24 protein-coding genes are annotated in these 23731 nt (G+C 72.6%); 10 read left to right on the top strand and 14 right to left on the bottom strand.

What is annotated here, in order from left to right; translation table 11 throughout:
* Positions 1-82: 82 nt before the first annotated feature.
* The 4 genes from ACLQ3B_RS03425 to ACLQ3B_RS03410 all read right to left on the bottom strand — a co-directional run bounded on the left by ACLQ3B_RS03425 (position 83) and on the right by ACLQ3B_RS03410 (position 6635).
* Complete coding sequence (locus ACLQ3B_RS03425; protein WP_425777234.1) at positions 83-2644, bottom strand: nitrate- and nitrite sensing domain-containing protein; 2562 nt, start codon at positions 2642-2644, stop codon at positions 83-85.
* A gap of 124 nt (positions 2645-2768) precedes the next feature.
* Positions 2769-4391, bottom strand: a complete 1623-nt coding sequence (locus ACLQ3B_RS03420) for a prenyltransferase (protein WP_425777232.1) — start codon at positions 4389-4391, stop codon at positions 2769-2771.
* Positions 4384-5301, bottom strand: coding sequence for a terpene synthase family protein (locus tag ACLQ3B_RS03415; RefSeq protein ID WP_425777230.1), 918 nt, complete (start codon positions 5299-5301; stop codon positions 4384-4386). The genes ACLQ3B_RS03420 and ACLQ3B_RS03415 overlap by 8 nt, the downstream gene beginning before the upstream one ends.
* Entirely contained in the window at positions 5298-6635 is a 1338-nt protein-coding gene (locus tag ACLQ3B_RS03410) for a cytochrome P450 (protein WP_425778023.1), read from the bottom strand. Before ACLQ3B_RS03410 ends, ACLQ3B_RS03415 begins: the two co-directional genes overlap by 4 nt.
* Positions 6636-7078: 443 nt before the next feature.
* On the opposite strand from ACLQ3B_RS03410, the gene ACLQ3B_RS03405 reads away from it, so the two are divergent.
* Positions 7079-7327: a DUF2630 family protein gene (locus tag ACLQ3B_RS03405; protein WP_124821979.1), complete on the top strand. Its 249-nt coding sequence runs from the start codon at positions 7079-7081 to the stop codon at positions 7325-7327.
* A gap of 44 nt (positions 7328-7371) precedes the next feature.
* Here the strand turns inward: ACLQ3B_RS03405 and ACLQ3B_RS03400 are convergent, their stop codons facing one another.
* From ACLQ3B_RS03400 to ACLQ3B_RS03390, 3 genes are all read right to left on the bottom strand, one after another.
* Positions 7372-8304: a serine protein kinase RIO gene (locus tag ACLQ3B_RS03400; protein WP_425777228.1), complete on the bottom strand. Its 933-nt coding sequence runs from the start codon at positions 8302-8304 to the stop codon at positions 7372-7374.
* Between the two features lie 197 nt (positions 8305-8501).
* Positions 8502-9146, bottom strand: a complete 645-nt coding sequence (locus tag ACLQ3B_RS03395) for an HAD family hydrolase (protein WP_425777226.1) — start codon at positions 9144-9146, stop codon at positions 8502-8504.
* A 65-nt stretch (positions 9147-9211) separates the two neighbouring features.
* The gene (locus tag ACLQ3B_RS03390; RefSeq protein WP_425777224.1) at positions 9212-10072 is read right to left on the bottom strand and encodes a carbon-nitrogen hydrolase family protein; all 861 of its coding nucleotides are present in this window, start codon (positions 10070-10072) and stop codon (positions 9212-9214) included.
* 77 nt (positions 10073-10149) lie between these two features.
* On the opposite strand from ACLQ3B_RS03390, the gene ACLQ3B_RS03385 reads away from it, so the two are divergent.
* From ACLQ3B_RS03385 to ACLQ3B_RS03355, 7 genes are all read left to right on the top strand, one after another.
* Positions 10150-10722, top strand: coding sequence for a TetR/AcrR family transcriptional regulator (locus tag ACLQ3B_RS03385; RefSeq protein ID WP_030491546.1), 573 nt, complete (start codon positions 10150-10152; stop codon positions 10720-10722).
* A gap of 81 nt (positions 10723-10803) precedes the next feature.
* Positions 10804-11739 (top strand): TIGR04222 domain-containing membrane protein, encoded by a 936-nt coding sequence (locus ACLQ3B_RS03380; protein ID WP_425777222.1) that lies wholly within the window; start codon positions 10804-10806, stop codon positions 11737-11739.
* Positions 11736-12554, top strand: a complete 819-nt coding sequence (locus ACLQ3B_RS03375) for a DUF692 domain-containing protein (protein ID WP_425777220.1) — start codon at positions 11736-11738, stop codon at positions 12552-12554. Before ACLQ3B_RS03380 ends, ACLQ3B_RS03375 begins: the two co-directional genes overlap by 4 nt.
* Positions 12551-13096 (top strand): hypothetical protein, encoded by a 546-nt coding sequence (locus ACLQ3B_RS03370; RefSeq protein ID WP_425777218.1) that lies wholly within the window; start codon positions 12551-12553, stop codon positions 13094-13096. Before ACLQ3B_RS03375 ends, ACLQ3B_RS03370 begins: the two co-directional genes overlap by 4 nt.
* Positions 13081-13842, top strand: a complete 762-nt coding sequence (locus tag ACLQ3B_RS03365) for an SDR family oxidoreductase (protein WP_425777216.1) — start codon at positions 13081-13083, stop codon at positions 13840-13842. Before ACLQ3B_RS03370 ends, ACLQ3B_RS03365 begins: the two co-directional genes overlap by 16 nt.
* A gap of 143 nt (positions 13843-13985) precedes the next feature.
* Positions 13986-14636, top strand: a complete 651-nt coding sequence (gene mug / locus ACLQ3B_RS03360) for a G/U mismatch-specific DNA glycosylase (RefSeq protein WP_425778021.1) — start codon at positions 13986-13988, stop codon at positions 14634-14636.
* 84 nt (positions 14637-14720) lie between these two features.
* A complete protein-coding gene (locus tag ACLQ3B_RS03355; protein ID WP_425777215.1) occupies positions 14721-15131 on the top strand; it encodes a hypothetical protein in 411 nt (136 codons plus the stop codon).
* Between the two features lie 40 nt (positions 15132-15171).
* On the opposite strand, the gene ACLQ3B_RS03350 is transcribed toward ACLQ3B_RS03355, so the two are convergent.
* The 3 genes from ACLQ3B_RS03350 to ACLQ3B_RS03340 all read right to left on the bottom strand — a co-directional run bounded on the left by ACLQ3B_RS03350 (position 15172) and on the right by ACLQ3B_RS03340 (position 18304).
* A complete protein-coding gene (locus ACLQ3B_RS03350) occupies positions 15172-17148 on the bottom strand; it encodes an ABC transporter ATP-binding protein (RefSeq protein WP_425778019.1) in 1977 nt (658 codons plus the stop codon).
* A gap of 114 nt (positions 17149-17262) precedes the next feature.
* Positions 17263-18030, bottom strand: a complete 768-nt coding sequence (locus ACLQ3B_RS03345; protein ID WP_425777213.1) for an enoyl-CoA hydratase/isomerase family protein — start codon at positions 18028-18030, stop codon at positions 17263-17265.
* Positions 18031-18076: 46 nt separating this feature from the next.
* Positions 18077-18304: a helix-turn-helix domain-containing protein gene (locus ACLQ3B_RS03340; protein ID WP_007462679.1), complete on the bottom strand. Its 228-nt coding sequence runs from the start codon at positions 18302-18304 to the stop codon at positions 18077-18079.
* Between the two features lie 216 nt (positions 18305-18520).
* Here ACLQ3B_RS03340 and ACLQ3B_RS03335 point away from each other — a divergent pair, with 216 nt between their 5' ends.
* Positions 18521-19120 (top strand): cadmium resistance transporter, encoded by a 600-nt coding sequence (locus tag ACLQ3B_RS03335; RefSeq protein ID WP_425777211.1) that lies wholly within the window; start codon positions 18521-18523, stop codon positions 19118-19120.
* A gap of 21 nt (positions 19121-19141) precedes the next feature.
* On the opposite strand, the gene ACLQ3B_RS03330 is transcribed toward ACLQ3B_RS03335, so the two are convergent.
* On the bottom strand, positions 19142-20746 hold the full coding sequence (locus tag ACLQ3B_RS03330; RefSeq protein ID WP_425777209.1) for an ABC-F family ATP-binding cassette domain-containing protein: 1605 nt from the start codon (positions 20744-20746) through the stop codon (positions 19142-19144).
* Positions 20747-21009: 263 nt separating this feature from the next.
* On the opposite strand from ACLQ3B_RS03330, the gene ypfJ reads away from it, so the two are divergent.
* Entirely contained in the window at positions 21010-21933 is a 924-nt protein-coding gene (ypfJ, locus tag ACLQ3B_RS03325; RefSeq protein WP_425777207.1) for a KPN_02809 family neutral zinc metallopeptidase, read from the top strand.
* Between the two features lie 64 nt (positions 21934-21997).
* Here ypfJ and ACLQ3B_RS03320 read toward each other — a convergent pair whose 3' ends face one another.
* The 3 genes from ACLQ3B_RS03320 to ACLQ3B_RS03310 all read right to left on the bottom strand — a co-directional run bounded on the left by ACLQ3B_RS03320 (position 21998) and on the right by ACLQ3B_RS03310 (position 23464).
* Entirely contained in the window at positions 21998-22357 is a 360-nt protein-coding gene (locus ACLQ3B_RS03320) for a YybH family protein (RefSeq protein ID WP_425777205.1), read from the bottom strand.
* A 64-nt stretch (positions 22358-22421) separates the two neighbouring features.
* Positions 22422-22721 carry a muconolactone Delta-isomerase family protein gene (locus tag ACLQ3B_RS03315; protein WP_425777203.1) on the bottom strand — a complete coding sequence of 100 codons (300 nt, stop codon included), beginning with the start codon at positions 22719-22721 and terminating at the stop codon, positions 22422-22424.
* A gap of 95 nt (positions 22722-22816) precedes the next feature.
* Positions 22817-23464: an acVLRF1 family peptidyl-tRNA hydrolase gene (locus ACLQ3B_RS03310; protein WP_425777201.1), complete on the bottom strand. Its 648-nt coding sequence runs from the start codon at positions 23462-23464 to the stop codon at positions 22817-22819.
* Positions 23465-23731: the final 267 nt, after the last annotated feature.

The following is a 23731-nucleotide window of genomic DNA, read 5'->3' as shown; positions in this document are numbered from 1 at the left end:
CCTCTTCTCGCCCGGCTGTGCGCCGTGTTCGTCTGGGGCTTGACCGTCACACCGCGCGGAAACCCGCGTCGTCGGTGCTCGGTCAGGTCGCTTGTGGATCCTCGTCGGTCGGCTCGGACGGCGTCGCCGCCGGGGTGCCGGAGGCGCCGCCGAGCAGCCGAGCCGCGTCGGTCCGCCCACGGCGGGTGCCGGTCTGGTAGGAACTCATCATCCGGCGAACCTGCTCCGGTGGACGCACCACATCCTCGTCGTCGGTCTCCGACATCGCCGGGTCGTCTCGCAACTCGGGAACGATGTTCGCCTGTCGGACCCGGACGGGCAGGCCGGAGTCGGTCCGCTCCGCCTCGGCGCGGGCGGGCACCGGACCACCGTCGCCGGCCGCGACCGGCTCCGCGTCGCGGGCCTCCGGGCGGGTGCGTTCGACGGCGGGCAGGCCGGTGGGCACGGTCGGGGCTTCCAGGGCTGGCTGACCTGGGCTCCGCCGGGCGCGGGTGGGCAGGTCGGGTGTGCCGGATGCCGGGGTGGTCCGCTGTCGGGTGGGTAGCACGGTGTCCGCCTCGGCCTCCTCGTCCGTCGTCGGGGTGGTGGTGTCGGTCGACATGGGCACCTCCGACGTCACCTGCACGTCAGGCGTGGTGGTGGTCGGCGGTGCGGCGAGCGCGACCGGCGCGAGGGACGCCGGGCGGCCGGTGTCCGCGGCGGGCGTCGACGGCATCGGGATGGCCGAACCGGCCCGGAACGAGCCCGAGTCCTCCGGGGAGGCGTCGGCCTCGGTGACCAGCTCCAGCGGAATCAGCACGACAGCTGTGGTGCCGCCGTACGCGGACTCCTTGAGCCGTACCCGCACGCCGTGTCGTTCGGTCAGCCGGCTCACCACGTAGAGCCCGAGGCGGGCGGCGTTGGCGAGGTTCAGCTCGGACTGGTCGACGATCCGGTGGTTCGCCGCGGCCAGGTCCTCCTCGCTCATGCCGAGGCCCCGGTCCTCGATCTCGATGGCGAACCCGTTGGAGACCAGCTGACCGCGGACCTCGACCGTCGTGTGTGGCGGGGAGAACGACAGGCCGTTCTCGATCAGCTCGGCCAGCAGGTGGATGATGTCGCCGACCGCGCGGCCGGCGAGGGAGACCGGCCCGAGCGGCAACACGTTGACCCGGGTGTAGTCCTCCACCTCGGCCACGGCACCGCGCACCACGTCGACCATGGGGATGTTGCGCCGCCAGGCCCGACCGGGGGTGGAGCCGGAGAGCACGATCAGGTTTTCCGCGTTGCGCCGCATCCGGGTGGCCAGGTGGTCGACCCGGAACAGGTCCTCCAGCTCCTCCGCGTCGTGTTCGCGGCGCTCCATCGAGTCGAGCAGGGTGAGCTGGCGGTGCACGAGCGCCTGCGTCCGTCGGGCCAGGCTCAGGAAGACCTCGCGGACGTTGCGACGCAGGTCGGCCTGCTCGACGGCGGTCCGTAGGGCGGTCTCCTGCACGGCGTTGAACGCCTTGCCGACCTGGCCGATCTCGTCGGTGCCGAACTCCAGCGGGGGCGCTTCGGTGGCCACGTCGACCTCCTCGCCGCGCCCGAGGCGCTCCACCACTCGGGGCAGCCGCTCGTCGGCGAGCTGCCAGGCGGCCTCCCGCAGCCGGTCCAGCTGGCGCAGCAGGTTCCGCGCGGTGGTGATCGAGATGACGACGGAGGCGATGACGGCGAGCAGGCCCAGACCGGTGGCGAGCACCAGTCGGACGACGACCATCACGGCCACGCCGGTGGCCCGACCCACGATGCCCTCGCCGCCCGCGGTCACGGCGTCGTTCACCTCGGCCAGCGCCGGCTCGACGGTGCCCCGCCACTGCTCGGCGCCGATCGGCAGCTGGGTCGACGGCCGGCCCTCACGGATGATGCTGTCCTGCACGGCGCGCAGTCGGGTGAACGCCTCACCCTCGACGAGCCGTTGGTAACGGCGCTGGTCGGCGTCGGCGAGGCGGACCCGGGTCTCCTCGCCGAGGAACCGCTCGGAACCGACTAGCGCGACGTAGCGGGCGTACTCGGCACCGCTCATCCGACCGTTGCCGAAGAGGCCGCTGAGCAGCGCGTCCTCTTGGGAGATCAGTTCCTTCGTCCGGTTCAGCTGGATCAGGGCCGCCGCTTCGGCGGCGATCTGCTTGTCGTCCAGACTGCCCGTCACGTCGTAGATCTGAAAGATCGACTCAATCGCGCTGGTGTACGCCTCGGCGGCGGTGATCCGGTCGATCTTGCGGTCCAGCACCTCGGCGCGGGTCTGCTCCAGCGCGTTGACCTGGGCGATCGTCATGCCGAGCTGGGTGTCCAGTGCGGAGCTGCCGGCGATGTCGACCTGCCAGTTGCGCACCGAGTCAGCGAAGTCGCCAGCCAGGTCCGCGGCCTTGCGCTGCTCGGCCTCGAGAGCCGTCCGCTGCGCGGCGTCGGGGTTGCTCAGGTACGCCTGGGTCAACCGCCGCTCCACCTGGAGCTCCTGCAACAGCGGCTCGCTCGGCGTGTAGACCTTACTGTTGAGCAGCTGGACACCGAGCAGGTTGAAGCCGTCCCGCAGGGTCACCCAGGCCGCGAACATCCACAGCGCGACCAGGGAGAGCAGCAGGGCGACAATCTTGGTGCGGATACTCGTACCGCGAGAACGCATTGAACCGTCCCAGGCCGGGCGTTGACTCAGCTCATCAACGGGTGATCAGAGGGGGCGACGTCCCACCGCAGCGGGGCATCCGGGGCTGAGGCTGTGCGTACGCTAGCAGTGTCCACACAACCCCTCAAGTTGTTGTTTTTGTTGACCGGTAGCCGCAATCCATCACCGATCGGTCCACGCCGGAGGCCCGATCGCCGACCAGCCGGCAGGCGGCGAGCACGGCGGCGCGAACGATCACGGTCGGACAGTACAGCTCCTTGCCGTACCACAGTGGAGGGTGTTCCCCGGCGGCGGATTCGTGCAGGTAGGCGTGCCCACGAGCCACGGCGTCGTCGACCCGTGGCACCGTCGTCGGCACCGTCAGCAACACCTGGAGGGCGTACGCGGTCTCCTCAGCGGTGCCGTCCCACCGCCCCCACGACCCGTCCGCGCGTTGGCTGTTCAGGACCCAGCCGGCCGCCCGATCCACCGCCTCGGCGGCGGCCGCACCACGCCCGAACTCGGCAAGTGCCAGCACGCAGCAGGCGGTGGCGTAGTACGGCGAGGCGTGCCAGCGGTCCTGCCAGGCGCCGTCCGCGCGCTGGCGCCCGGGCAGCACCACGCTCAGCCGGTCGACCGCACGGTGATAGCGCGCGTCCGCGGCCGGGTGCCGGGTCAGGTGCTGACCGAAGGCGTCCAGCACGTGGGCGTTCGTGGTGACCGAGAAGCCGTCCTCCCCCTCCCCCGGCCAGGTGCAGAAGCCGTCGGCGGTCTCGTACGCCCACAGGCTGGCCGGGTCGGCCGGACGACCGAGTCGGGCCAACGCGTCGAGCGACACCGAGGTGGTGTCGGCGTCGGTCGGCAGGCCCTCACCGGTGGCGATGCCCTGGCCGGCGGTGGCGGCGGTCAGGGTCTCCACGACGGAGTTCGGCGGGTTGATCGGGATGCCGGCCCGACTCAGGCCGCTCAGCACCCAGGCCCGCTCGAAGACGGTGATCGGTGCCGGGCAGGGCACCGGGCCGCCCTCGTCGCGGATCAACGCCCGCAGGAAGGCGTACGCGGTGGGGCCGGCGGACGGGCCGGCCGTGGTCAGCCACGCCGCGGTCGCGGCGGGCGAGGCGCCGACCGCGGTGAGCGTGGGGCCGGCGTTCGCGGGTGCCGCGTCCAGGATCTCGTAGAAGTGCGCCAGCTTCGGTGGCAGCGCCGCTCCGGCGGCCACCGCGGACCGCACCGCGCGCAGCCGGTCCCGGTTGAGGCCGGCGGGCAGCGGCAACGGCGGGCGGGGCAGTCGGTCGGCGGTCGCCGGCTCCAGCCCGGCGAGCCGGTCGTTGATCGTGCCGACAAGCGCCGGGACGATGAGGTCCAGCGCGGGAGTGTCCGGCAGGGTCCGGGCGTCGGCGCGCAGCAGCGTGCCGACGAGCGCGCCGAGTCCACGGGCCACCGGGGCGAGCAGTTCCATCCCGGCCCTGCCGTCGACAAGCGCGGCGAGCAGCGCGTCGGTGGCGCTCAGCGTCGGCACCAGGGCGTACCCCTCGGGTGGGCCCCACGCCCCGTCCGGGCGCTGACTGCGCACCAAAAACGCGATCCGCTGGTCGTGCCCGGTCAGCCAGGGGGCGACGGCGACCAGACGCCCGGTCTCGTACACCGACGCGGCGACCTGCCCCCAGGGCCGCAGGCCGAGACCGGCGATCAGTTCGCGGGCGGCGTCGGCGACCGGGTCGGCGGTGGTCGGCGCGTCGGCGAACAGCCGGGTGGCGCGGTCACTCATCGCGTGCGCCCCAGAAGTCCGACAGTTGGTAGAAGCCGCCGGTGAAGGAGATCTGCCGGTTGAGGTAGTCCGCCTGGCGGGGACACCGTTCGGCGAGGGCGGCCAGGTCCCCCCGGGACCGGGCGGTCAGCTCGGCCAGCCGGTCGTGCACCTGCGCCGGGTCGTCGACCAGCAGAAGGGCGTTCAGGTCACCCCACTCGGCGTCCCGACCGTGGGTGGCCAGGTCGTTGACCAGCCGCAGGACGCGCTGCACGCCACGGCCGGCGTCGAGCAGGTCGGTCAGCTGGGCGAGGGTCCGGTCGTCGCCGGTGGCGATCCAGTGGGTGACGTTGACGAAGGAGCAGGCGAGGTTGTCGGCGTTGTCCAGGTAGCGGTCCAGGTCGGGCAGGCGCCGCCCGGTGGTCGGGTCGGTCGGCAGGTTCTTCCAGTCCCACTCCCGCGCCACGGCGGCGAGCATCCGGGCCAGTTCGTCGCGCCAGATCGGGCGCAGCCGGGCGAACGCCGGCACGGTGGTCAGCTCGTCGCGCAGGTCGGCCAGCAGTCGTGCCAGGTGTCGCCCCGGTGGCGGCGCCGCGCCGTCGGCCACCGCGAGGCAGTCGGTCACCACCTCCCGGACGTCGTCGACGGACCGCGCGAGGTAGTCCACCTGCCAGTCCGCGGCAAAGACCCAGAGCAGGGTACGGGTGGTGATCCGCAGCTCGGCGGCGGTGTGCCATGGCGCGGTGAAGGCGATGGCGGTGGCCACCGAGCTGAGCAGCGCCGGGTCGAACGGTGCGGCGTCGAACAGCTCGGGGTGGGCGGCGGTGACGCCTTGCAGGTCGCGTACGCCCCGCACGGCGAGCGCGCACACCCGGCCCTGCTCGGCGATAGCGTCCTGACCGGCCCGTGCCGGTCGCGGGGTCTCCGTCACGATGCGGCCGCGCGCTCGACCGGGCTGAGGATGAGCTCGGCCCGTTGCTTGGGTTGCAGCGAGGCGCCCATCCGAGGGGTGAGGTCGACCGGTTCGCGGAGCCGGAAGCGGTAGCGGCTCAGCACGGTGCTGACGATGAGCTGGGCCTCCAGCAGGAACAGGTACTGCCCGAGGCACTGGTGCGGGCCTCCGCCGAACGGGAAGTACGAGTAGCGGTAACGCCGCCGGGGCAGCTCCGGTGCGAACCGCTCCGGGTCGAACAGCGCCGGGTCGTCCCAGAACGTCGACATCCGCTGGGTGACGTACGGGCTGACCAGCACGGTGCCGCCGGCCTTGATCCGCACCCCACCCAGCACGTCGTCGCCGACGGCGGTGCGCGGGATCATCCAGCCGGCCGGGTAGAGCCGCAGCATCTCGTCGAGCACCATCCGGCCGTAGCGCAGCTGGGGCAGGTGCTCGCGGCCGACCCGTTCGGCGCCGACCACCCGCTCGATCTCGTCGGTCATCCGCTCGGCCACGTCGGGCCGGGACGCCAGCACCGGCCAGAGCCAGGAGAGCAGGGCGATGGTGGTCTCGGTGGCGGTGGAGAACATCGCGACCACGTCGCCGCGGATCGCGTACTCGTCGGGTTCGCTGCCGTCGGCGCGCGGTCGGCAGAGGGTGGAGATGATGTCCTCGCCGTCGGTGGGGCGGGCCCGAGCCTCCCGGATGATCGGCAGCACCACCTCGTCGATGGTGCGCACCGCCTCGCGGAAACGCCTGTCGCCGGGCATCGGCACCGCGTACGGCACGGCGGGCATCAGCAGTCGCGGGAGCATCGCGGTGGTGACGGTGTCGAGCGCGGCGCTGATCCGCAGCGCGTCGGGGACCGAGATCCGGTCGGCGAAGAGCACCCGCATGGTCGTGCGCAGGACGATCCGGGTCAGCTCGGCGCCGCCGTCGATGGGGCGACCGGCGCGGGCCGGTTCGAGCCACTCGTCGACCGCCTCGTTTATCGCCTCGGCCATCTTGTCGACGAGCGTCTCGGCCCGTTTGGCGGTGAACAACGGTTGCAGCGCGCCTCGGCTGGACTCCCAGACCTCACCCTCGGCGACCAGGATGGCGTCACCGACGATCCGACGAACGGGTCGCCAGAGCAACCCGTCGCCGTCCCGGGTGTAGTTGGCAACGTTGTCCCGCAGGACGCGTTGCAGGTGCTCAGGATGGCTGACCAGATAGGGGCGGAACGAGCCGAGGTTCAGCCGGATGACCTCGCCGTCGGCGGCCTGCGCGAAGTCGACGAGCGCGCCCAGCGGATCACGGACCAGTGCGGGCAGAGCGCGTCGTAACGGGATCGTCCGGGGTTCGGTGCTGACGGTGGCGGGGCGCGCCTCGAACACCTGCGACATCGAACCACTTCTCCTCGTCGTCCCGGCGACCGCAGCGGTCCACTTCGGTCGGGCAGGCTGATGAAACTTTCACCTTCTGGGCCGACGGAAGCATCTCACCAAACGAGGGGCACTTACAGACTTGCGGGCAGCGCAATTTCCGTCTAAGCAAAGGTACGCACGTCGATGTCCGGCTCAGCGAGAATCCTCAATGGATGGTCAGGCGGCACCACGCCGGGCGGGCCGACGAGCCAGCGTGACGGGCGGAGCGGCCGCGTGCCGCCGACCCGGCCACGGCATCGGCGCCAGACGGGCGCGTCGGAGCTGGCCCGGTGCGGGTCGGTGACCCCTGACGCACCGGTACCCCCGAATCCGGGCGATGCCCGGCACCCTGTGCCAGGCTCTGTGGCATGGACGACAAGACCATCCTGAACCGGATCTCCGAGCTGGTCGACGAGGAACACAAGCTGCGTGCCGACGCCCAGGCCCACGAGTCGGGCACCGAGGGCGATGCCAGCGAGCGACTGCGCGCCCTGGAGGAGTCCCTCGACCAGTGTTGGGACCTGCTGCGCCGCCGACGGGCGGCCCGGGAGACCCACGGCGACCCGGACGCCCAGGGCGAACGCCCCAAGCCCGAGGTGGAGCGCTACCTGCAATAGCCGACGCGGCGGGTCGGGCGGTGTGGCCGCCCGACCCGCTCCGATCAGCGGAGGCCCGCCTCGCGCAGCAGCTCTCCGGTCAACACGCCGGGATCGACCTGCTCGGCGGGGAGACCACGAGCCGCGAACCAGGCGCCGACCACCCGCACGTCGCGGGCCAGGAACTCCGGCCCCTGCGGGTTCGCCACCACGTCGACCACCTGCGGCAGGTCGATCACGACCAGCCGACCCCGGTGCACGAGCAGGTTGTACGGCGACAGGTCGCCGTGCGCGTAGCCGGCCCGGGCCAGCACCCGCAGCGCCTCCACCAGCTGGGCCCACAGGTCACGCAGCTCGGCCGGGTCGGGTCGCAGCTGGGCCAGTCGGGGCGCCGCCTCTCCCGACTCGGCGTCACCGACGAACTCCAGCATCAGCTCGGTGCCCCGCACCTGCACCGGGTACGGCACGGCGATCCGGTCGTGCCCGGCGCCGATCTCCCAGAGCCGGCTCAGCGCGGCGAACTCGGCCGCGGCCCACTGGCCGGCGATCATCTGCCGGCCGAACGCCGTCCGGCCGGCCATCGCCCGGTTCTCCCGGGACCGGCGCACCCGACGGCCCTCCAGGTAGCCGGCATCGCGGTGGAACAGCCGGTGCTCGGGATCGCGGTAGCGCTTCACCGCGAGCAGGCAGGACCGGTCGGTGTCGGGCACCGCCCGACGGACCAGGTGGACGTCCGCCTCCTTGCCGGTCTTCAGCACACCGAGTTCGGTGTCCTTGGCGGCCAACTCGGTGACCAGCCAGGCCGGGTGGGGCCGTGGCCCGTGCACGGCGTCGTCCCAGGACGACCAGCGCTCGCCGGTGTCCGGGTCGGGCTCGCTGTCCGGGTTCGCGAGCGGCTCGGTGGGCCGCCCGCGTTTCAGAAACTGTGGTTCGTCGTCGTCGAAGCGGCTCTTGCCGCGGCTCCGGCGCTCCAGCGCCGGAAGGTCATGATCGCGCACTGTGGTGAGGTTCCCTTGGTCGAGGCTGAGTTAGGCGGCTGGAAGCGACCTGCGAAGACGGCCATGGCCGACCTCCTCTCCTCAACCGGGCACACGCCCGGGATGCACCATGCGCGGACAATGCTCGTACCACCACGGCGGCCGGTCAACCGAATTACCGAGCCGTCGCCTGAACGCGACCGCCAGCGCGGGAACCCTCAGCGAGCCAGGACGGTGGCGACCGCGGCGATCAACCCGTCCACCGTGTGGCTCGGCGCGAACCGGACGTCCGACCAGGTGCGCCCGCGGTGCAGCCAGACGCTGGGCAGCCCGACGGCCGCCGCGCCACCGATGTCCGCCTCCGGGCTGTCGCCGATCACCCACGCCCCACGCAGCGGCATCCGGACCCGCTGGGCGGCGAGCGCGAAGATTCTCGGGTTGGGCTTGCTGACGCCGGCCTCCTCGGAGATCACCCAGTCGGCGACGTACTGGTCCAGCCCGGTCCGGCGGATCTTGGCGTCCTCGAGGCGTACGGTGCCGTTGCAGACCACCACCGGCACCCAGCCGGCGTCGTCGGCGATGCGGAGCGCGCAGGCGGTCAGCGGGTCGAGCCGGGTCTGCGCCACCACGCCGTCGTGCAGCTCCTCCACCAGGTCGATCGAGGGAATGCGCAGCTCGTAGCGGTCCCGGATGGCGTCGGCAAGGTCCCAGCGGTCGGTCAGACCGTCGGCGTCGATCGAGACGAGCCAGTCGATGTCGGTATGGGGCGCGCCGATGCTGTCCAGGAAGCGCTCACCCCAGCGGTGGAACGGCCCGGCCCGATCCAGCAGGGTGTTGTCCAGGTCCAGCAGGAGCAGTGGCACTCGGGCACCCTACGGGACCGACGTGTCCGCCAACAGATGCGGCGGGTATCGACCTTTCCAGGGGCTCAGCCAGGCATCGACGCGCGCGGGCCGCCCTGCTCCGACACACGATCGACGAGCATCGAGTGGGCCGCCCGGGTGGCCGCGAGCACGGCGGGATCCAGCGTCGCCACGAGCACCGCCGCGCCGTCGTCGGCCCCGCGGGCCAGCACCCGCCCCTCCGGGTCGTAGATGGCCGCGCCGCCGTTGAACCGCCACGGGTCGACGCCGCCGACCGCGTTGGCGAAGACCACGAACATCGTGTTGTCCAGGGCACGGGCGGCGTAGTAGAGATCCCGGCGGTGCGCGGAGCCGACCAGGTATCCGCTGGGGCACAGGTAGGCGTGTGCGCCGTCGAGGGCGGCGGCCCGGCCGTGCTCGGGGAAACAGCCGTCGTAGCAGATGCCCAGCCCGAGCCGCCAGTCGTCGACGAGCAGCGTGGCACCCCGATCGCCGGCTGTGAACAGCTCCCGTTCGTCGCCCCACAACTGCTGCTTGTCGTACCCGACCCGCACCTCGCCGGCCCGGTCGACCACGAGCGCCGCGATGGTCCGCCGACCGTCCGGGTGCCGGACGGCCGCGCCGACAAGCGCGGTGACGCGGGCCTCGCGCGCCGCGACGCGCAGCGGGTCGAGCCGGGGATCCGCGACCATCCCGGCCGGATCGGCCGCGACGTCCGTGCCGGCCGGGTCGGCGGCGAGGGCCGGCGGGTGGTACGCGCAGAGGAACAGCTCCGGCAGGACGGCCACCCGGGCGCCCCGCTCGCCGGCTTGGCGCACCAGGTCGGCGGCGACGACCGCGTTGCCGACGACGTCGCCCGGTGTGGGGGTGGCCTGGACGGCGGCCACGGTCAGCGGGGAGCTGGGCACGGTGCGGGGCTGGGTCACCGGGCGATGGTAATCGGCGACATCCCAAGCCGTACGTACGGTTTGCATGCCCCGAGGTGACCTGCAACGATCGACGTGTGCCCAGAGTAAGCCAGGACCAGCTCGACGCGCGCCGGCAGGAGATCCTCGCCGCAGCTCGGGCGTGTTTCGCCCGGCTCGGCTACGAGGGGGCGACCGTACGCCGCCTCGAGGAGGCCACCGGCCTGTCCCGTGGCGCGATCTTCCACCACTTCCGCGACAAGGACTCGCTCTTCCTTGCCGTCGCCGAGGACGACGCCGCGGCCATGGTCGAGACGGTGGCTCGCAACGGTCTGGTGCAGGTGATGCGCGATCTGCTCGCCCGCGCCGTCTCCCCGGACACCACCGGCTGGTTGGGCAGCCAACTGGAGGTCTCCCGGCGACTGCGCACCGACCCCGCGTTCGCCCAGCGGTGGGCCGAGCGGTCCGCCGCCATCGCGGAGGCGACCCGGGACCGGCTGGCCCGCCAACGCGACGCCGGGGTGCTGCGTGAGGACGTACCGATCGACGTGCTGGCCCAGTTCCTGGAGCTGGCCTACGACGGCCTGGTGCTGCACCTGGCCATGGGCCGACCGGCCGGTGACCTGGGCCCGGTGCTCGATCTGGTCGAGGAGGCGGTCCGCCGCCACTGACCGCGCGGACACCGGTCGGTCGCCCGTGGCGAGGCTGATCCACAATGGGGCCGCCGATCCCTCCGGTGACAGGAGCAGTCGATGATCATCCACGCCGCTTCCGGCGACACCTGGGGCATCTCCGGCCCGACCTTCCTCCGCTACTACCTCGCGGCGGCGATCGTGGTGGTGGCGATCGTGGCCTACTACCGGGTCCGGCTGCTGGCCGCCCCGGTGCAGACCACACTCGACCCACTCGGGCCACAGCAGGTCGCGTACCTCAACGGTGGCCCCCAGCTCGCGGTACACGCCGCCCTGGGCGGGCTGCGCGGCAGCGGCGCGGTCGGCGTGCGCCCGGACCGCCGGCTGACCACCGTCGGTGCCGCCCCGTCCGGACTCACCCCGCTGGACCAGGCCATCCACTGGGCCGCCCACCGGCACTCGCGGGTCCGGGACCTGCCGCAGGACGAGCGCGTACGCACCGCGCTGGACCAGATCCGCAACGGCCTGGAGCAGCGCGGGCTGCTGACGAACGACACGCAGCGCGCCCGCGCGCGCCTCTGGAACCAGATCCTGCTGGCCGTGCTGGGTCTCGGCGTGCTCCGGCTGTTCTCCGGCCTGTTCAGCGGCCGCCCGGTGGGTTACCTGCTGCTCACCCTGGCGGGCCTCCTGGTCGTGGCCCTGCTGCTGGGCCGGGCACCCGTACGCACCCGGGCCGGTCGCACCGCCCTGCGCTCCGTCCGCCGCGAGCACACCCACCTCGCGCCGGCCTCCGCGCCCGCGTACGCCACCTACGGAGCGGCAGGCGCGGCGATGGGCGTGGCCCTGTACGGCACCGCCTCGCTGTGGGCACTCGACCCGGGCTTCGCCGAGCAGGCCGAAATCCAGCGCCAGGCCATCTCCAGCAGCGGCGGTTGGACGGGCGGCTCCGACGGATCGTCCGGCGGCGGAGGCGACAGCTCCGGTGGAGACGGCGGCAGCTCCTGCGGCGGCGGTGGTGGAGGCGGCGGGTGCGGGGGCGGCGGGTGCGGCGGATGACCGGCCCGTCCGGCGTCGGCATCGGCTGGCGTCCGGAGATCGCCGGCTTCGTCGCCGAGCTGCCCGGCCTGCGCTTCGTCGAGGTGGTGGCCGAGGGGGTGCCCGCGTCCGGGCCGCTCCCGCCCGGCCTGACGCAGCTGCGGGAACGCGCGGTGACAGTCGTACCGCACGGGGTGCGGCTCTCCCTCGGCGGCGCCGAGCCGATCGAGCCGGCCCGGGTCGCCCACCTGGCCGCGGTCGCGCAACGCCTGGACGCCCCGCTGGTCAGCGAGCACATCGCGTTCGTCCGGGCGGGTGGCCTGGAGGCCGGCCACCTGCTGCCGCTGCCGCGCAGCCGGGAAGCCGTCGACGCGGTCTGCGCCAACGTGTCGCGGGCACAGGCCGAGCTTCCGGTGCCGATCGCGCTGGAACCGATCGCCGCATTGGTCGACTGGCCCGACGACGAGCTGGACGAGGCGGACTTCCTCACCGAGATCCTCGACCGGACCGGCGCACTGCTGCTGCTGGACGTGGCCAACGTGCACGCCAACGCCCGCAACCGGGGCGCCGACCCGCTCGCGTTGCTGGACCGCCTGCCGCTGGAGCGGGTCGCGTACGCCCACGTGGCCGGCGGCGCCGAGCACGGCGGTTTCTACCACGACACCCACACCGACCCGGTGCCGGCGGCGGTGCTGGAGCTGGTCGGCGCGCTCTGCGCCCGGCGGCGACCGCCGGCGCTGCTGCTGGAGCGCGACGGCCACTACCCGCCGGCCGCCGAACTCCGCGCCGAACTGGACGTCCTGGCCGCCGCCGCGGGCTTCCCGGCCGTGACATGACCGGCGTACCCGACGGCGACCTCGTGCCCACGCCCCGCGCGGGGCTCGCCCAACGGCAGGCCGAACTGGTCGCGGCGCTGGTCGCCGGAGGGTCACCCCCGGCGGGGTTCGCGCCGGGCCCCTTGGCCGCCACCCGCGCGGCCCTGCTGCGCAAGCGGGCCGGCGAGGTGGCCCGGCACTGGCCACTGCTCGCCGCCGGCCTCGGCGCCGGGTGGTCGAGCACCTTCGCCGACTGGGCCGCCCGGCGACCCACCGCCGGATCACTGCGCGACGGTTGGGACCTGGCCCGTGCGCTGCACGAGCAGCACGCGCTGCCCCCGGCGGCCGCCGAGGAGTTGGCCGTCCGGGAGGCGCGCCTGCGCTATGACGGGCTCCGAGCGCCGCGTCCGCGCCGAGTGCCGGCGGTGGGCCGCGCCGGCGGCGCCGTCGCGGTGCAGATCGCCGGCCGGGTACGCCTGCTGCGCCCCGCCCCACGGGTATCCACCCCTCCTGGCGACGGCGTATCGGATGCGGCAGGATCGAAGTTATGGATCTCGGACTGACCGACCGCGTCTACGTCCTCACCGGCGCCTCCCGCGGCCTGGGTTACGCGACCGCGCAGAGCCTGGTCGCCGACGGCGCGCGGGTGGTGCTCTCGGCCCGGGACCCGGAGGCGGTGGCCGCCGCCGCGCAGCAGCTGGGTGGCCCGGAGCACGCCGTCGGGCTGACCGCGGACCTGACCGACCCGCAGACCCCGGCGCAGCTCGTCGCCGCCGCCCAGGAGCACTTCGGCCGACTCGACGGCGCGCTGATCTCGGTCGGCGGCCCACCGGCCGGCAACGCCGCGGCGATCACCGACGAGCAGTGGCGGCTCTCCTTCGAGACCGTCTTCCTCGGCACCATCCGCGCGGTCCGCACGATCGCCGCCGTGCTGCCCGAGGGCGGCGCGATCGGGCTGGTGCTCTCCACCTCGGCCCGCGGCCCGGTGCCCGGCCTGGGCATCTCCAACGGCCTACGGCCCGGCCTGGTCGGCGCGGCCAAGGACATCGCCGACGACTACGGGCCGCGCGGGGTCCGGGTGGTCGGGCTGCTGCCCGGCCGGATCCTGACCGACCGCAACCGGGAGCTCTTCGCCGCGACCGGCGACCCGGATCGGGCCCGCGCAGACGCGGAGGCCACCATCCCGCTGCGCCGCCTCGGCGACCCCGCCGAGTTCGGCCGGGTGGCCGCGTTCGTGCTCTCCCCCGCCGCGAGCTACCTCACCGGGATCACCCTGCCGGTCGACGGCGGCGCGCTGCGCGGCCTGTGACGGCGGGCGGGGCCCGAGCTGCCCGTGCCGTGACGCCACCCGAGAAGGCTCGGTCCGACTACCCGGCCGTTGATCGACTCGGTTTCCAGGAAACCGCGCGGTCGAGGCGACCAGGACACCCCGACTTCCAGGAACCCGAGTCGATCAACGCGCGGCACACCGAACGGCCAGAACCCGGGGACCAGGCCGATCATCACCCGACGGCGACGCCTGGGTCCACCCGGCCGAGCCGGGCGGACCTGACGACAGAGACCACCCGGCCCACCCGGGCGGAGCTGGCGGCGGCCGCGGACCGCACCATTCCCGACGTACTCGCGCCGGGGCTCGCGGTGCTCTTCGTCGGCATCAACCCGGGCCTGTGGTCGGCGGCGACAGGCTGGCACTTCGCTCGACCTGGCAACCGGTTCTGGCCCGCGCTGCACCGGGGCGGGTTCACCCCTCGGCTACTGCACCCCAGCGAACAGGATCAACTACCCGCGCTCGGGCTCGGCATCACCAACATGGCCGCCCGGGCCAGTGCCCGCGCGGACGAGCTGAGCACCGAGGAACTCCTCGACGGCGCGGCGATCCTGACCGACAAGGTGGCCCGGTACCGGCCGCGCTGGGTGGCAGTGGTGGGGGTGACCGCGTACCGGATCGGTTTTCAGCGGCCGAAGGCCACCTTCGGGCCGCAGCCGGAGACGCTGGCCGGCGCCCGGCTGTGGGTGCTGCCCAACCCCAGCGGCCTGAACGCGCACTTCACCCCGGTCACCCTTGGCCTGGCGTTCGCCGAGCTGCGGGCGGCGGCGTACTGACGAGCGGTCAGCGACGGGCTTGTCGCTCCGCCCGGGCGCACCTACCCTCATCGCTGACAGCGATTCCGCCACAGTGGAGCGACCATGACGGATGTGTCAGCCAGCACGGCCCAGGGCTCGACCCTCGAGACCCCCGACCAGTGGTCGACCGGGCTGATCCGAACGCTTGTCGGCATCCAGTTGTACGCCGTGGCGGCCTACCTCGCCGCAGCCGTCATCCCCTATCTGTGGGCTCCCCGGCCATACCCGCCGACCTGGACCTTCATCGTGCCGGGCTGGCTGCTCGGCGTGCCGGGTTTCTACCTCACCCTGCTCGGGCCGGTGCCCGGCATCCTGCTCGCGGCGGTCGGGGTCGCCGTGCTGGTGGCGCAACGCCGCCACCACCCGGCGGCTCGGTACCGGTGGTGCGTCGTCTCCACCACCCTCGCGGCCGCGTACGGGCTGTTCGCCTGCACGCCGTTGGCCAGCACCATCGCGACCTTCGTGGCCGACTGAGCCGAGACAGGCGCGGTGTCGACGGCCCGGTCGCCGGCCGTCAGTTGGCGGCGGCGGGCGGCAGCACCTCGTCGGCGCGGTAGGTGGCCAGCGGCATGACCACCGGCTCGGGGCCTGTCGCGTCGACGAACGGGGTGGGCGAGTCGGCGACCGCGAACTGGGTCCGGTACAGCTCGGCGTAGAGCCCGCCGACCGCTACCAACTCCTCGTGCCGACCCCGCTCGACGATCCGGCCGCCGTCGAGGACCAGGATCTGGTCGGCGTCGCGCACGGTGGAGAGCCGGTGTGCGATCACCAGGGCGGTGCGCCCGGCCAGCGCCACCGACAGCGCGCGCTGCACCGCCGCCTCGCTCTCCGAATCCAGGTGTGCGGTCGCCTCGTCGAGGATCACGATCGACGGGGCCTTGAGCAGCAGTCGCGCGATCGCGATGCGCTGCTTCTCGCCGCCGGAGAACCGGTAGCCGCGCTCCCCCACCGTGGTGTCCAGACCGTCGGGCAGGGCCCGGACCAGGTCGGCCACCTGTGCCCCGGCCAGTGCGGCCCAGATCTCGTCGTCGGTGGCGCCCGGCTTGGCGTAGCGAAGGTTCTCGGCGATCGTCTCGTGGAACAGGTGCGAATCCTGGGTGACCACACCGATCTCGTCGCGCAGGGAGGCGAGCGTCGCGTCGCGCACGTCCAACCCGCCGACGAGCACCTGCCCGTCGCTGACGTCGTAGATCCGGGAGATGAGCATCGACAGTGTCGACTTACCGGCCCCGGACGGGCCGACCAGCGCGACCATCTGCCCCGGCTCGACGCTGAACGAGACCCCCTTGAGCACCGGTTCGTTGACGGTCCGGTCGAGCGTGGCGACCTCCTCCAACGAGGCGAGGGAGATCTCGGCGGCACTCGGGTACCGGAAACGCACGTCGCGGAAGTCGACCCGGCCGGCGCCGACTGGCACCGGCACCGCGTCGGGCTTCTCCACGATGCCCGGCTTGAGGTCGAGCACCTCGAAGACCCGGTCGAAGGAGACCAGCGCGCTCATCACGTCCACCCGCACGTTGGAGAGTGCGGTGAGCGGCCCGTACAGGCGGGTGAGCAGCAGCGCGAGCGTCACCACGGTGCCGGCGCTGACGCCGCCGGTCACCGCGAGCCAGCCACCGAGGCCGTAGGTCAACGCCTGCGCCAGTGAGGCGACAAGCAGCATCGCCACGAAGAAGGTCCGCGAGTACATCGCGGACTGGATGCCGATGTCGCGCACCCGCTCAGCCCGGTCGGCGAACCGGCGGGCCTCGATCTCGGGCTGGCCGAAGAGCTTCACCAGCAGCGCGCCGGCCACCCCGAACCGCTCGGTCATGGTGGCGCTCATCTTGGCGTCGAGGTTGTACGCCTCGCGGGTGATGTCCGCCAGCCGTCGTCCGACCCGGCGCGCCGGAATGATGAAGATCGGCAGCAGCACCAGTGAGAGCGCGGTGATCTGCCAGGAGAGGGTGAACATCACCGCCGCGGTGAGCACCAACTGGATGACGTTGCTGACCACACCGGACAGGGTGGAGGTGAACGCCCGCTGGGCGCCGAGCACGTCGTTGTTGAGCCTGCTGACCAGGGCGCCGGTCTGGGTGCGGGTGAAGAACTGCAACGGCATCCGCTGCACGTGGTCATAGACCCGGGTGCGCAGGTTGAAGATGATGCCCTCGCCGATGCGGGCGGAATACCATCGTTGGGCCAGCGACAGCAGCGCGTCGGCGACCGCCAGCGCGGCGATGAACAGGGCCAGCCGCACCACGAGCCGGCCGGCCTCGGTGCCGCCCCGGTTGATCGCGTTGATCACGTCACCGGCGAGCACCGGAGTGGCCACGCCGATGATGGCGGCCAACACCACGGTGGCCAGGAAGACGATGATGTCGCGCCGGTAGGGCTGGGCGAACGCGACGATGCGGCGGGCCACCCCGCGCTTGAGCCGGTGGGCGGAGACCTCGTCGCGGTTGCGCATCGACCGGAGCATGCTCCACCCGACCATGCCACCGCCGGACATCGGGTTGGACATCGCTCACCTCCGGGTCGCCGGGCAGACCGCACCGTCAGGTCAATTCTCCCGACGAGTGTGACAACCTCGGTCGTAACCCGGTTCTTCCCGTGCGGTCCTTACCTATTCTCCAGTGCCGGCGAGGTCACGCAGCCGACGGGTCTGCGCCTCCCGCTCGGCGCGCTGCTGGTCGGCGTGTGACCGCCCGGCCGCGCCGGCGAGCAACGCCTTGATCTCGACCACCGCGTCGCGGGCCCCGGAGAGCAGGCCGGCGGTCAGGTCCCGTACCGCGCCGTCCAACTCGGCCGGGGGGACGACCAGGGTGGCCAGCCCGATCCGGTCCGCCTCGGCGGCGTCCAACCGGCGGCCGGTCGCACAGATCTCCAACGCCCGCGCGTAGCCGACCAACTCGACGAGACGCTTCGTGCCGGCCAGGTCGGGCACCAGGCCAAGGGTCACCTCGGCCATCGACAACTTCGCGTCCGCGGACAGCACTCGCAGGTCACAGGCGAGCGCGAGCTGGAAGCCCGCACCGATCGCGTGGCCCTGCACGGCCGCGACGGAGACGACGTCGGGCCGGTGCAGCCAGGTGAAACCGGCCTGGAAATCCGCGATGCGCTCGGCGCACTCCTGCTCGGACAGGGTGGCCAGCTCGGCGAACGACCCCGGGCCGGAGGCGCCCGCCACCGCGAGGTCGAGGCCGGCCGAGAACGCGCGACCCTCACCACGGACCACGACCACCCGCACGTCGCCGGGCAGGTCACGGGAGAAGTCGCTCATCGCTCGCCACATGGCGGGCGTCTGGGCGTTGAGCACGTCGGGCCGGCACAACGTCACCGTGGCGACCGGCCCGTCGCAGGTCAGCCGAACCCCGGTCGCCTCGGCGGTCACCGGACGTCCCGGGGCGCGGCGCTGGTGGACGACGCTGAGGGGCGGGTCACGCCTTCTTGCGGCGCCGGGCACCACCGCGCTGACGCAGCTGCACCCCGGACTCGGTGAGCACTCGGTGGATGAACCCGTAGGAACGGCCGGTCGAGGCCGCCAACGCGCGGATGCTCTCCCCCGAGGTGTACCGCTTTACCAGGTCCTTGGCGAGCGTCTGACGCTCGGCTCCGACGATCCGGCGACCCTTCTCAGTGCTGGTGGCTGTGCCAGTGGCTGCCATGCTGTGTCCTCACGTCCCAGACTGTGCGGTTCGGATACGGTCCCACCTATTAGACCGCCTCGGACGATCATGCGCCAGATATCAACTCTTCGCCAACCGACACGCTATGCAATGTCAGCTTCCCGATAGAGTGATCCTGGCGATGGGGTCCGCCGCGGCGTCCGGGCGTACGACCGTCGCGAACTGGCGGCTGTCGACGACCCGTAGCCTTCGGTCGTGATCGACCTGTTGAGCACCGCGGGCGCGGCGGCGGTGGTCTTCGCCGCCACCGACATCGACGACATCGTCATCCTGACGCTGTTCTTCGTCGCGGCCCGCACCACCGGCCAACCCCGCACCTGGGAAATCGTCGCCGGACAATACCTCGGCATCGGCGCGCTCGCGCTGGCCAGCGCGGTGATCGCGGGTGGCCTCCTGGTGGTGCCCGACCCGTGGACGGGGTTGCTCGGCCTGCTGCCGATCGCGCTCGGCGTACGCGCGTTGCGGGGTTCGGGTGACGACGAGACGCCCGCGGTCGTCAGCGGAGCGCTCGGCGTGGCCGGGGTGACGATCGCGAACGGCGCCGACAACGTCGCGGTCTACGTACCCGTCTTCCGGGCCTTCGGTGTGGCCGACAGCGCGGTGTTCCTGCTGGTCTTCGTGCTGCTGATCGCCCTCTGGTGCGTGGCCGGGGCGTGGCTGGGCGGGCACCGGAGGGTGATCCGCCTGGTCGAGCGCGCCGGCGCCTGGCTGGTGCCGACGATCTTCATCGCCATCGGGCTGGTGATCCTGGTCAGCTCCGGTGTGCTCGGCCGACTGGTCGACCTGCTCGGTTGAGCGCAGGCCGGGCCTCCTCGCTCAGGCCAGCTCGACCAGTTCGAGCAGGTCGTCGCTCCAGGCGTCCTCGTCGCCGTCGGGCAGCAGGATGGCCCGGTCCGGCTTGAGCGCCAGCACCGCGCCCGGGTCGTGGGTGACCAGGACGATCGCGCCCGGGTAGTTGGCGATGGCGTCGAGCACCTGCTCCCGGCTGACCGGGTCGAGGTTGTTCGTCGGCTCGTCGAGCAACAGCACGTTGGCGCCGGAACAGACCAGGGTGGACAGCGCCAGCCGGGTCTTCTCGCCACCGGAGAGCACGCCGGCCGGCTTGTTCACGTCGTCACCGGAGAAGAGGAACGCGCCAAGGATCTTGCGCAGGTCGGTGTCGGACTGCTCGACGGCGGCGGCGCGCATGTTCTCCAACACCGTCCGCTCCACGTCGAGCGTCTCGTGCTCCTGGGCGTAGTAGCCCAGCCGCAGGCCGTGCCCCGCGTGCACGCCGCCGGTGTCCGGGCTGAGCAGCCCGCCGAGCATCCGCAGCAGCGTCGTCTTGCCGGCGCCGTTGAGCCCGAGGATGGCCACCCGGGAGCCGCGGTCCACCGCCACGTTGACGTCGGTGAAGATCTCCAGCGAACCGTACGACTTGGAGAGGCCGGTCGCCGTGAGCGGGGTCTTGCCGCACGGCGCGGGGCTGGGGAAGCGCACCTTGGCCACCCGGTCGGAGACCCGCACCTCCTCCAAGCCGGAGATCAGCTTCTCGGCACGACGGGCCATGTTCTGCGCGGCCACGGTCTTGGTGGCCTTGGCCCGCATCTTGTCGGCCTGCGCCATCAGCGCGCCGGCCTTCTTCTCCGCGTTGGCCCGCTCCCGACGGCGGCGCCGCTCGTCGGTCTCGCGCGCCTCCAGGTACGCCTTCCAACCCAGGTTGTACACGTCGATGACCGACCGGGTGGCGTCGAGGAACCAGACCTTGTTGACCACCGACTCCAACAGCGCGCCGTCGTGGGAGATCACGATCAGGCCGCCCTTGTGGTTGGCGAGGAAGCCCCGCAACCAGGTGATCGAGTCGGCGTCCAGGTGGTTGGTGGGCTCGTCGAGCAGCAGGATGCCGCCGCCGTTCTCGCCCGCGTCGCGGAACAGGATCCGGGCCAGCTCGATGCGCCGACGCTGACCACCGGAGAGCGTGCCGATGGTCTGCGCGAGCGCCCGGTCCGGTAGGCCGAGGTTGGCGCAGATCCGGGCCGCCTCCGCCTCGGCCGCGTACCCGCCGAGGGCGGCGAACTGGTCCTCCAGCGCGCCGTACCGACGGACCAGCTTGTCGCTGGCGTCCTCGGCGAGGCGGGCCTCGACCTCCTGCATCTGGGACATCAACACGTCCAGGCCGCGCGCCGAGAGCACCCGGTCGCGGCCGGTCACCTCCAGGTCACCCGTGCGCGGGTCCTGCGGGAGGTAGCCGATGGCGCTGCGCGTGTCGATCTGGCCGCCGTACGGCTGCCCCTCGCCGGCGAGCACCTTCAGCGTGGTGGTCTTGCCGGCGCCGTTGCGACCGACCAGGCCGATCCGATCACCGGGCTGCACGCGCAGGGTGGTGTCGGACAGCAGGATCCGGGAACCGGCACGCAGTTCCAGGCCGGTGGCAGTGATCATGTTTGCGGGCTCGCTCTCGGGGTTCGGAAGGCTGACTCGGGGCACGCGAAACGGCCGGCGGGCTCAAGGGGCCCGACGGCGCGGGGCGGTTCAGCCTTCGCAGCGCAGCACCCGACAAGTGTACCGGGCGCCGCAGGGCGGTCCGCCCGGATTACCGATCAAGATCATCGGGTACGAGGAACGCCTGTCGGACCCCGTCCGGCACTCGATGGACGAAACGACACACAAAAGACACTCACCGGCATACGGCGATCGGGGTCACGATGGAACTCAACGAGCGGGCCGAGCTCGACACCTCCCAGGCCAACGACCTGGGCCGGGGTAGCGGCGGGTCGGGCGGCGGCTTCGGCATCCCCATCCCGGGCGGCGGAGGCAAGGGCGGCATCATCGGCATCGTGGTGGCCGTCCTCGTCGCCCTGCTCGGTGGCGGCTTCGGTCTCAACGCCATGACCAACGGCGACGAGGGCGGACAGGCCGGAGGCACCGACCTGGAGCAGTTGTGCTCCACCGCGAACCCCGACCGTCTCGACGACGCGCGCTGCCGCAACCTGCTCTACGTCAACAGCATCCAGGACTACTGGAAAAAGGCGTACCCCGAGCTGGGCAGAAGCGATTACGAGGTCACCACCACGAACTTCTTCCAGGCGGCCGTGAACACCGGCTGCGGGCAGGCCGACTCGGGTGTCGGCCCGTTCTACTGCCCCGCCGACCGGAAGGTGTACATCGACCTGAGCTTCTACGACGAGCTGGCGTCCCGGTTCGGGGCGAAGGGCGAGTTCGCCCAGCCGTACGTGCTCGCCCACGAGTACGGCCACCACGTCCAGAACCTGCTCGGCACCAACGCGAAGGCCGGCCAGGGCGACCAGAGCGGCCCCCGCTCCGCCTCCGTACGGCTGGAGTTGCAGGCCGACTGCTACGCGGGCGCCTGGGCCAGGCACGCCACCGAGAGCAAGGACAAGACCGGCCAGCAGCCGCTGTTCAAGTCGATCACCGAGGCGGACATCAGTCAGGCCATCGACGCCGCCGAGGCGATCGGCGACGACAGCATCCAGGAACGCTCCGGCGGGCAGGTCAACCCCGACCAGTTCACCCACGGCACGTCCGAGCAGCGCAAGCGTTGGTTCAACCAGGGCTACGACCGCGGTGAGCCGAAGACCTGCGACACCTTCGGCACCGACCAGCTCTGACCCCGTTCGCGAGATCGTGGCAGACCCCTCGGCGGGTCTGCCACGATCGCCGTTCGAGGCCGGATCAGGCGAGCCGCGAGACCTGGTAGTGGCCGATGAGCCAGTCGTCGTCGACCCGCCGCAGGAGCACGCCGAGGTTGACGATCAGGGCCGGACGGTCGGTGAAGCCGAACTCCACCTCCAGGTAACCGAGCAGCACGTCCTCGGCCAGACGGCGGATCTCCCGGATGTCGTACGCGGCGGTCAGGCCAAGCGGCTGCCCGGCGTAGTACGCGGCGACGCCGACACGACCGACCGTGTACGGCTGCAACCCCTGGAAGATCGCGTCGTCCGTGAAGCACGCCGCGACCCGATCGGGCTCGTGGGCGTCGACCGCCGACTTCCACCGATCGAGGACGGTACGCAGAACCTGCGCCTCGGACATGATGACCTCCCTGCTGACGGACGTGTCCCCTGGCGTGCCTGTCGAACCGACGTTCCCCGCAGGCTCAGCGAGGCGGCTGACCCGGGTCGTTCGGGTGCGGCGTCAACGGCGTCACGGTCTCGCGCCGCCAGGCGCGCAGCGGCATCGACGCGAGAACGGCTTCCAACTCGTCGGCGTCGTCGGCCTGGAACAGCCCCCACGTACGCCACTCCCCCGGCGCCAGCGGCGGCCGCCACAGCCGTAGGAGGCTGCCCTGCGCCGTCAGCTCGGCCGAGCGCGCCGCCTCACGCGCACGCATGTCGGCGACCCCGTCCTCGGCGGTTCCCCGCGGCACCGTCGTCACCATGTCAACCAGAAACTCCACGCGCCCATCCTCCGGCCACCAGCCGGGCAGCACGCCGCGAACCCCATTTCGCGTGGCGGTCGTCTCCCCCTCCGACCCGCCCACGAACGCCGAGGTCAGTCGGGGTCGCGCACCAGGATCCGTACCGCCCGGGCCGCGCCCACCGCCGCGACCAGCACCACGTGCCGGGGCTCCGGCACGTCGAGCAACCGCTCCGCACGCAACGGCACGAGCGGGGCCAACCGCCGGTCGGCCAGCACCCCGTCCACCGCCCGCCGGTCACCACCGCACACCAGCGCGGTGAGCTTCGCCGCCTCCGGCAACAACAGCCGTACGGCCAGGTCCGCCGCGTCACCCAACGCAGCCTTCGCCTGGTTGTCACGCCGGCGGGCGAACCGGTGCTGCGACCATCCCCCCGCGGCGGTGCGCCCCTGCACGTACCGGGTGTCCACCTTGGAGACGACGAGGTCGGCGCCGTCGGCCACCCCGATCGCCACCGCACCCTTGCGGGCCAGCAGCAGGCCGATCCGGCGGGGCATGACCGCGGCGGCCACGAACCCGGCCACATCCGCGCCGGTCGGCGCACCCGGTGGGGCGTACAACTCGGCGGTCGCCCCGTCCGGGGCGGCGAGCAGCAGGCCGTACTCCCGCGCGCTGGTGGTGGGCGGGCCGTGCCGGTCGGCGAAGCCCTCGACCCAGCGGCCCACGCGGGCCGGGTCGACCTCGACCCACCGGCCTCCGCCGGCTGCGGGTCGACTGGTCACCGCCCGACCGTACGGCACAGCGAGCCCGCCCGGACTCCCGGGCGGCACCCGGATCCAGCGCGGTCGGCCAGCCCGGCGGATCCAGCGCAGTCGGCCAGACCGGGCGGATCCAGCGCAGTCGGCCAGACCGGCTCGGCCCCGGGGCAGTCGGACGGCCCGGCTCGGCCCGGCGCAGTCGGACGGCCCGGCCCGGCCCGGCGCAGTCGGACGGCCCGGCCCGGCCCGGCGCAGTCGGACGGCCCGGCCCGGCCCGGCGCAGTCGGACGG

The organism is Micromonospora sp. DT53 (assembly GCF_049841535.1).
GTDB lineage: Bacteria > Actinomycetota > Actinomycetes > Mycobacteriales > Micromonosporaceae > Micromonospora.
The sequence above is the reverse complement of the archived record's forward strand: the minus strand, read 5'-3'. Positions and strand labels throughout refer to the sequence as shown.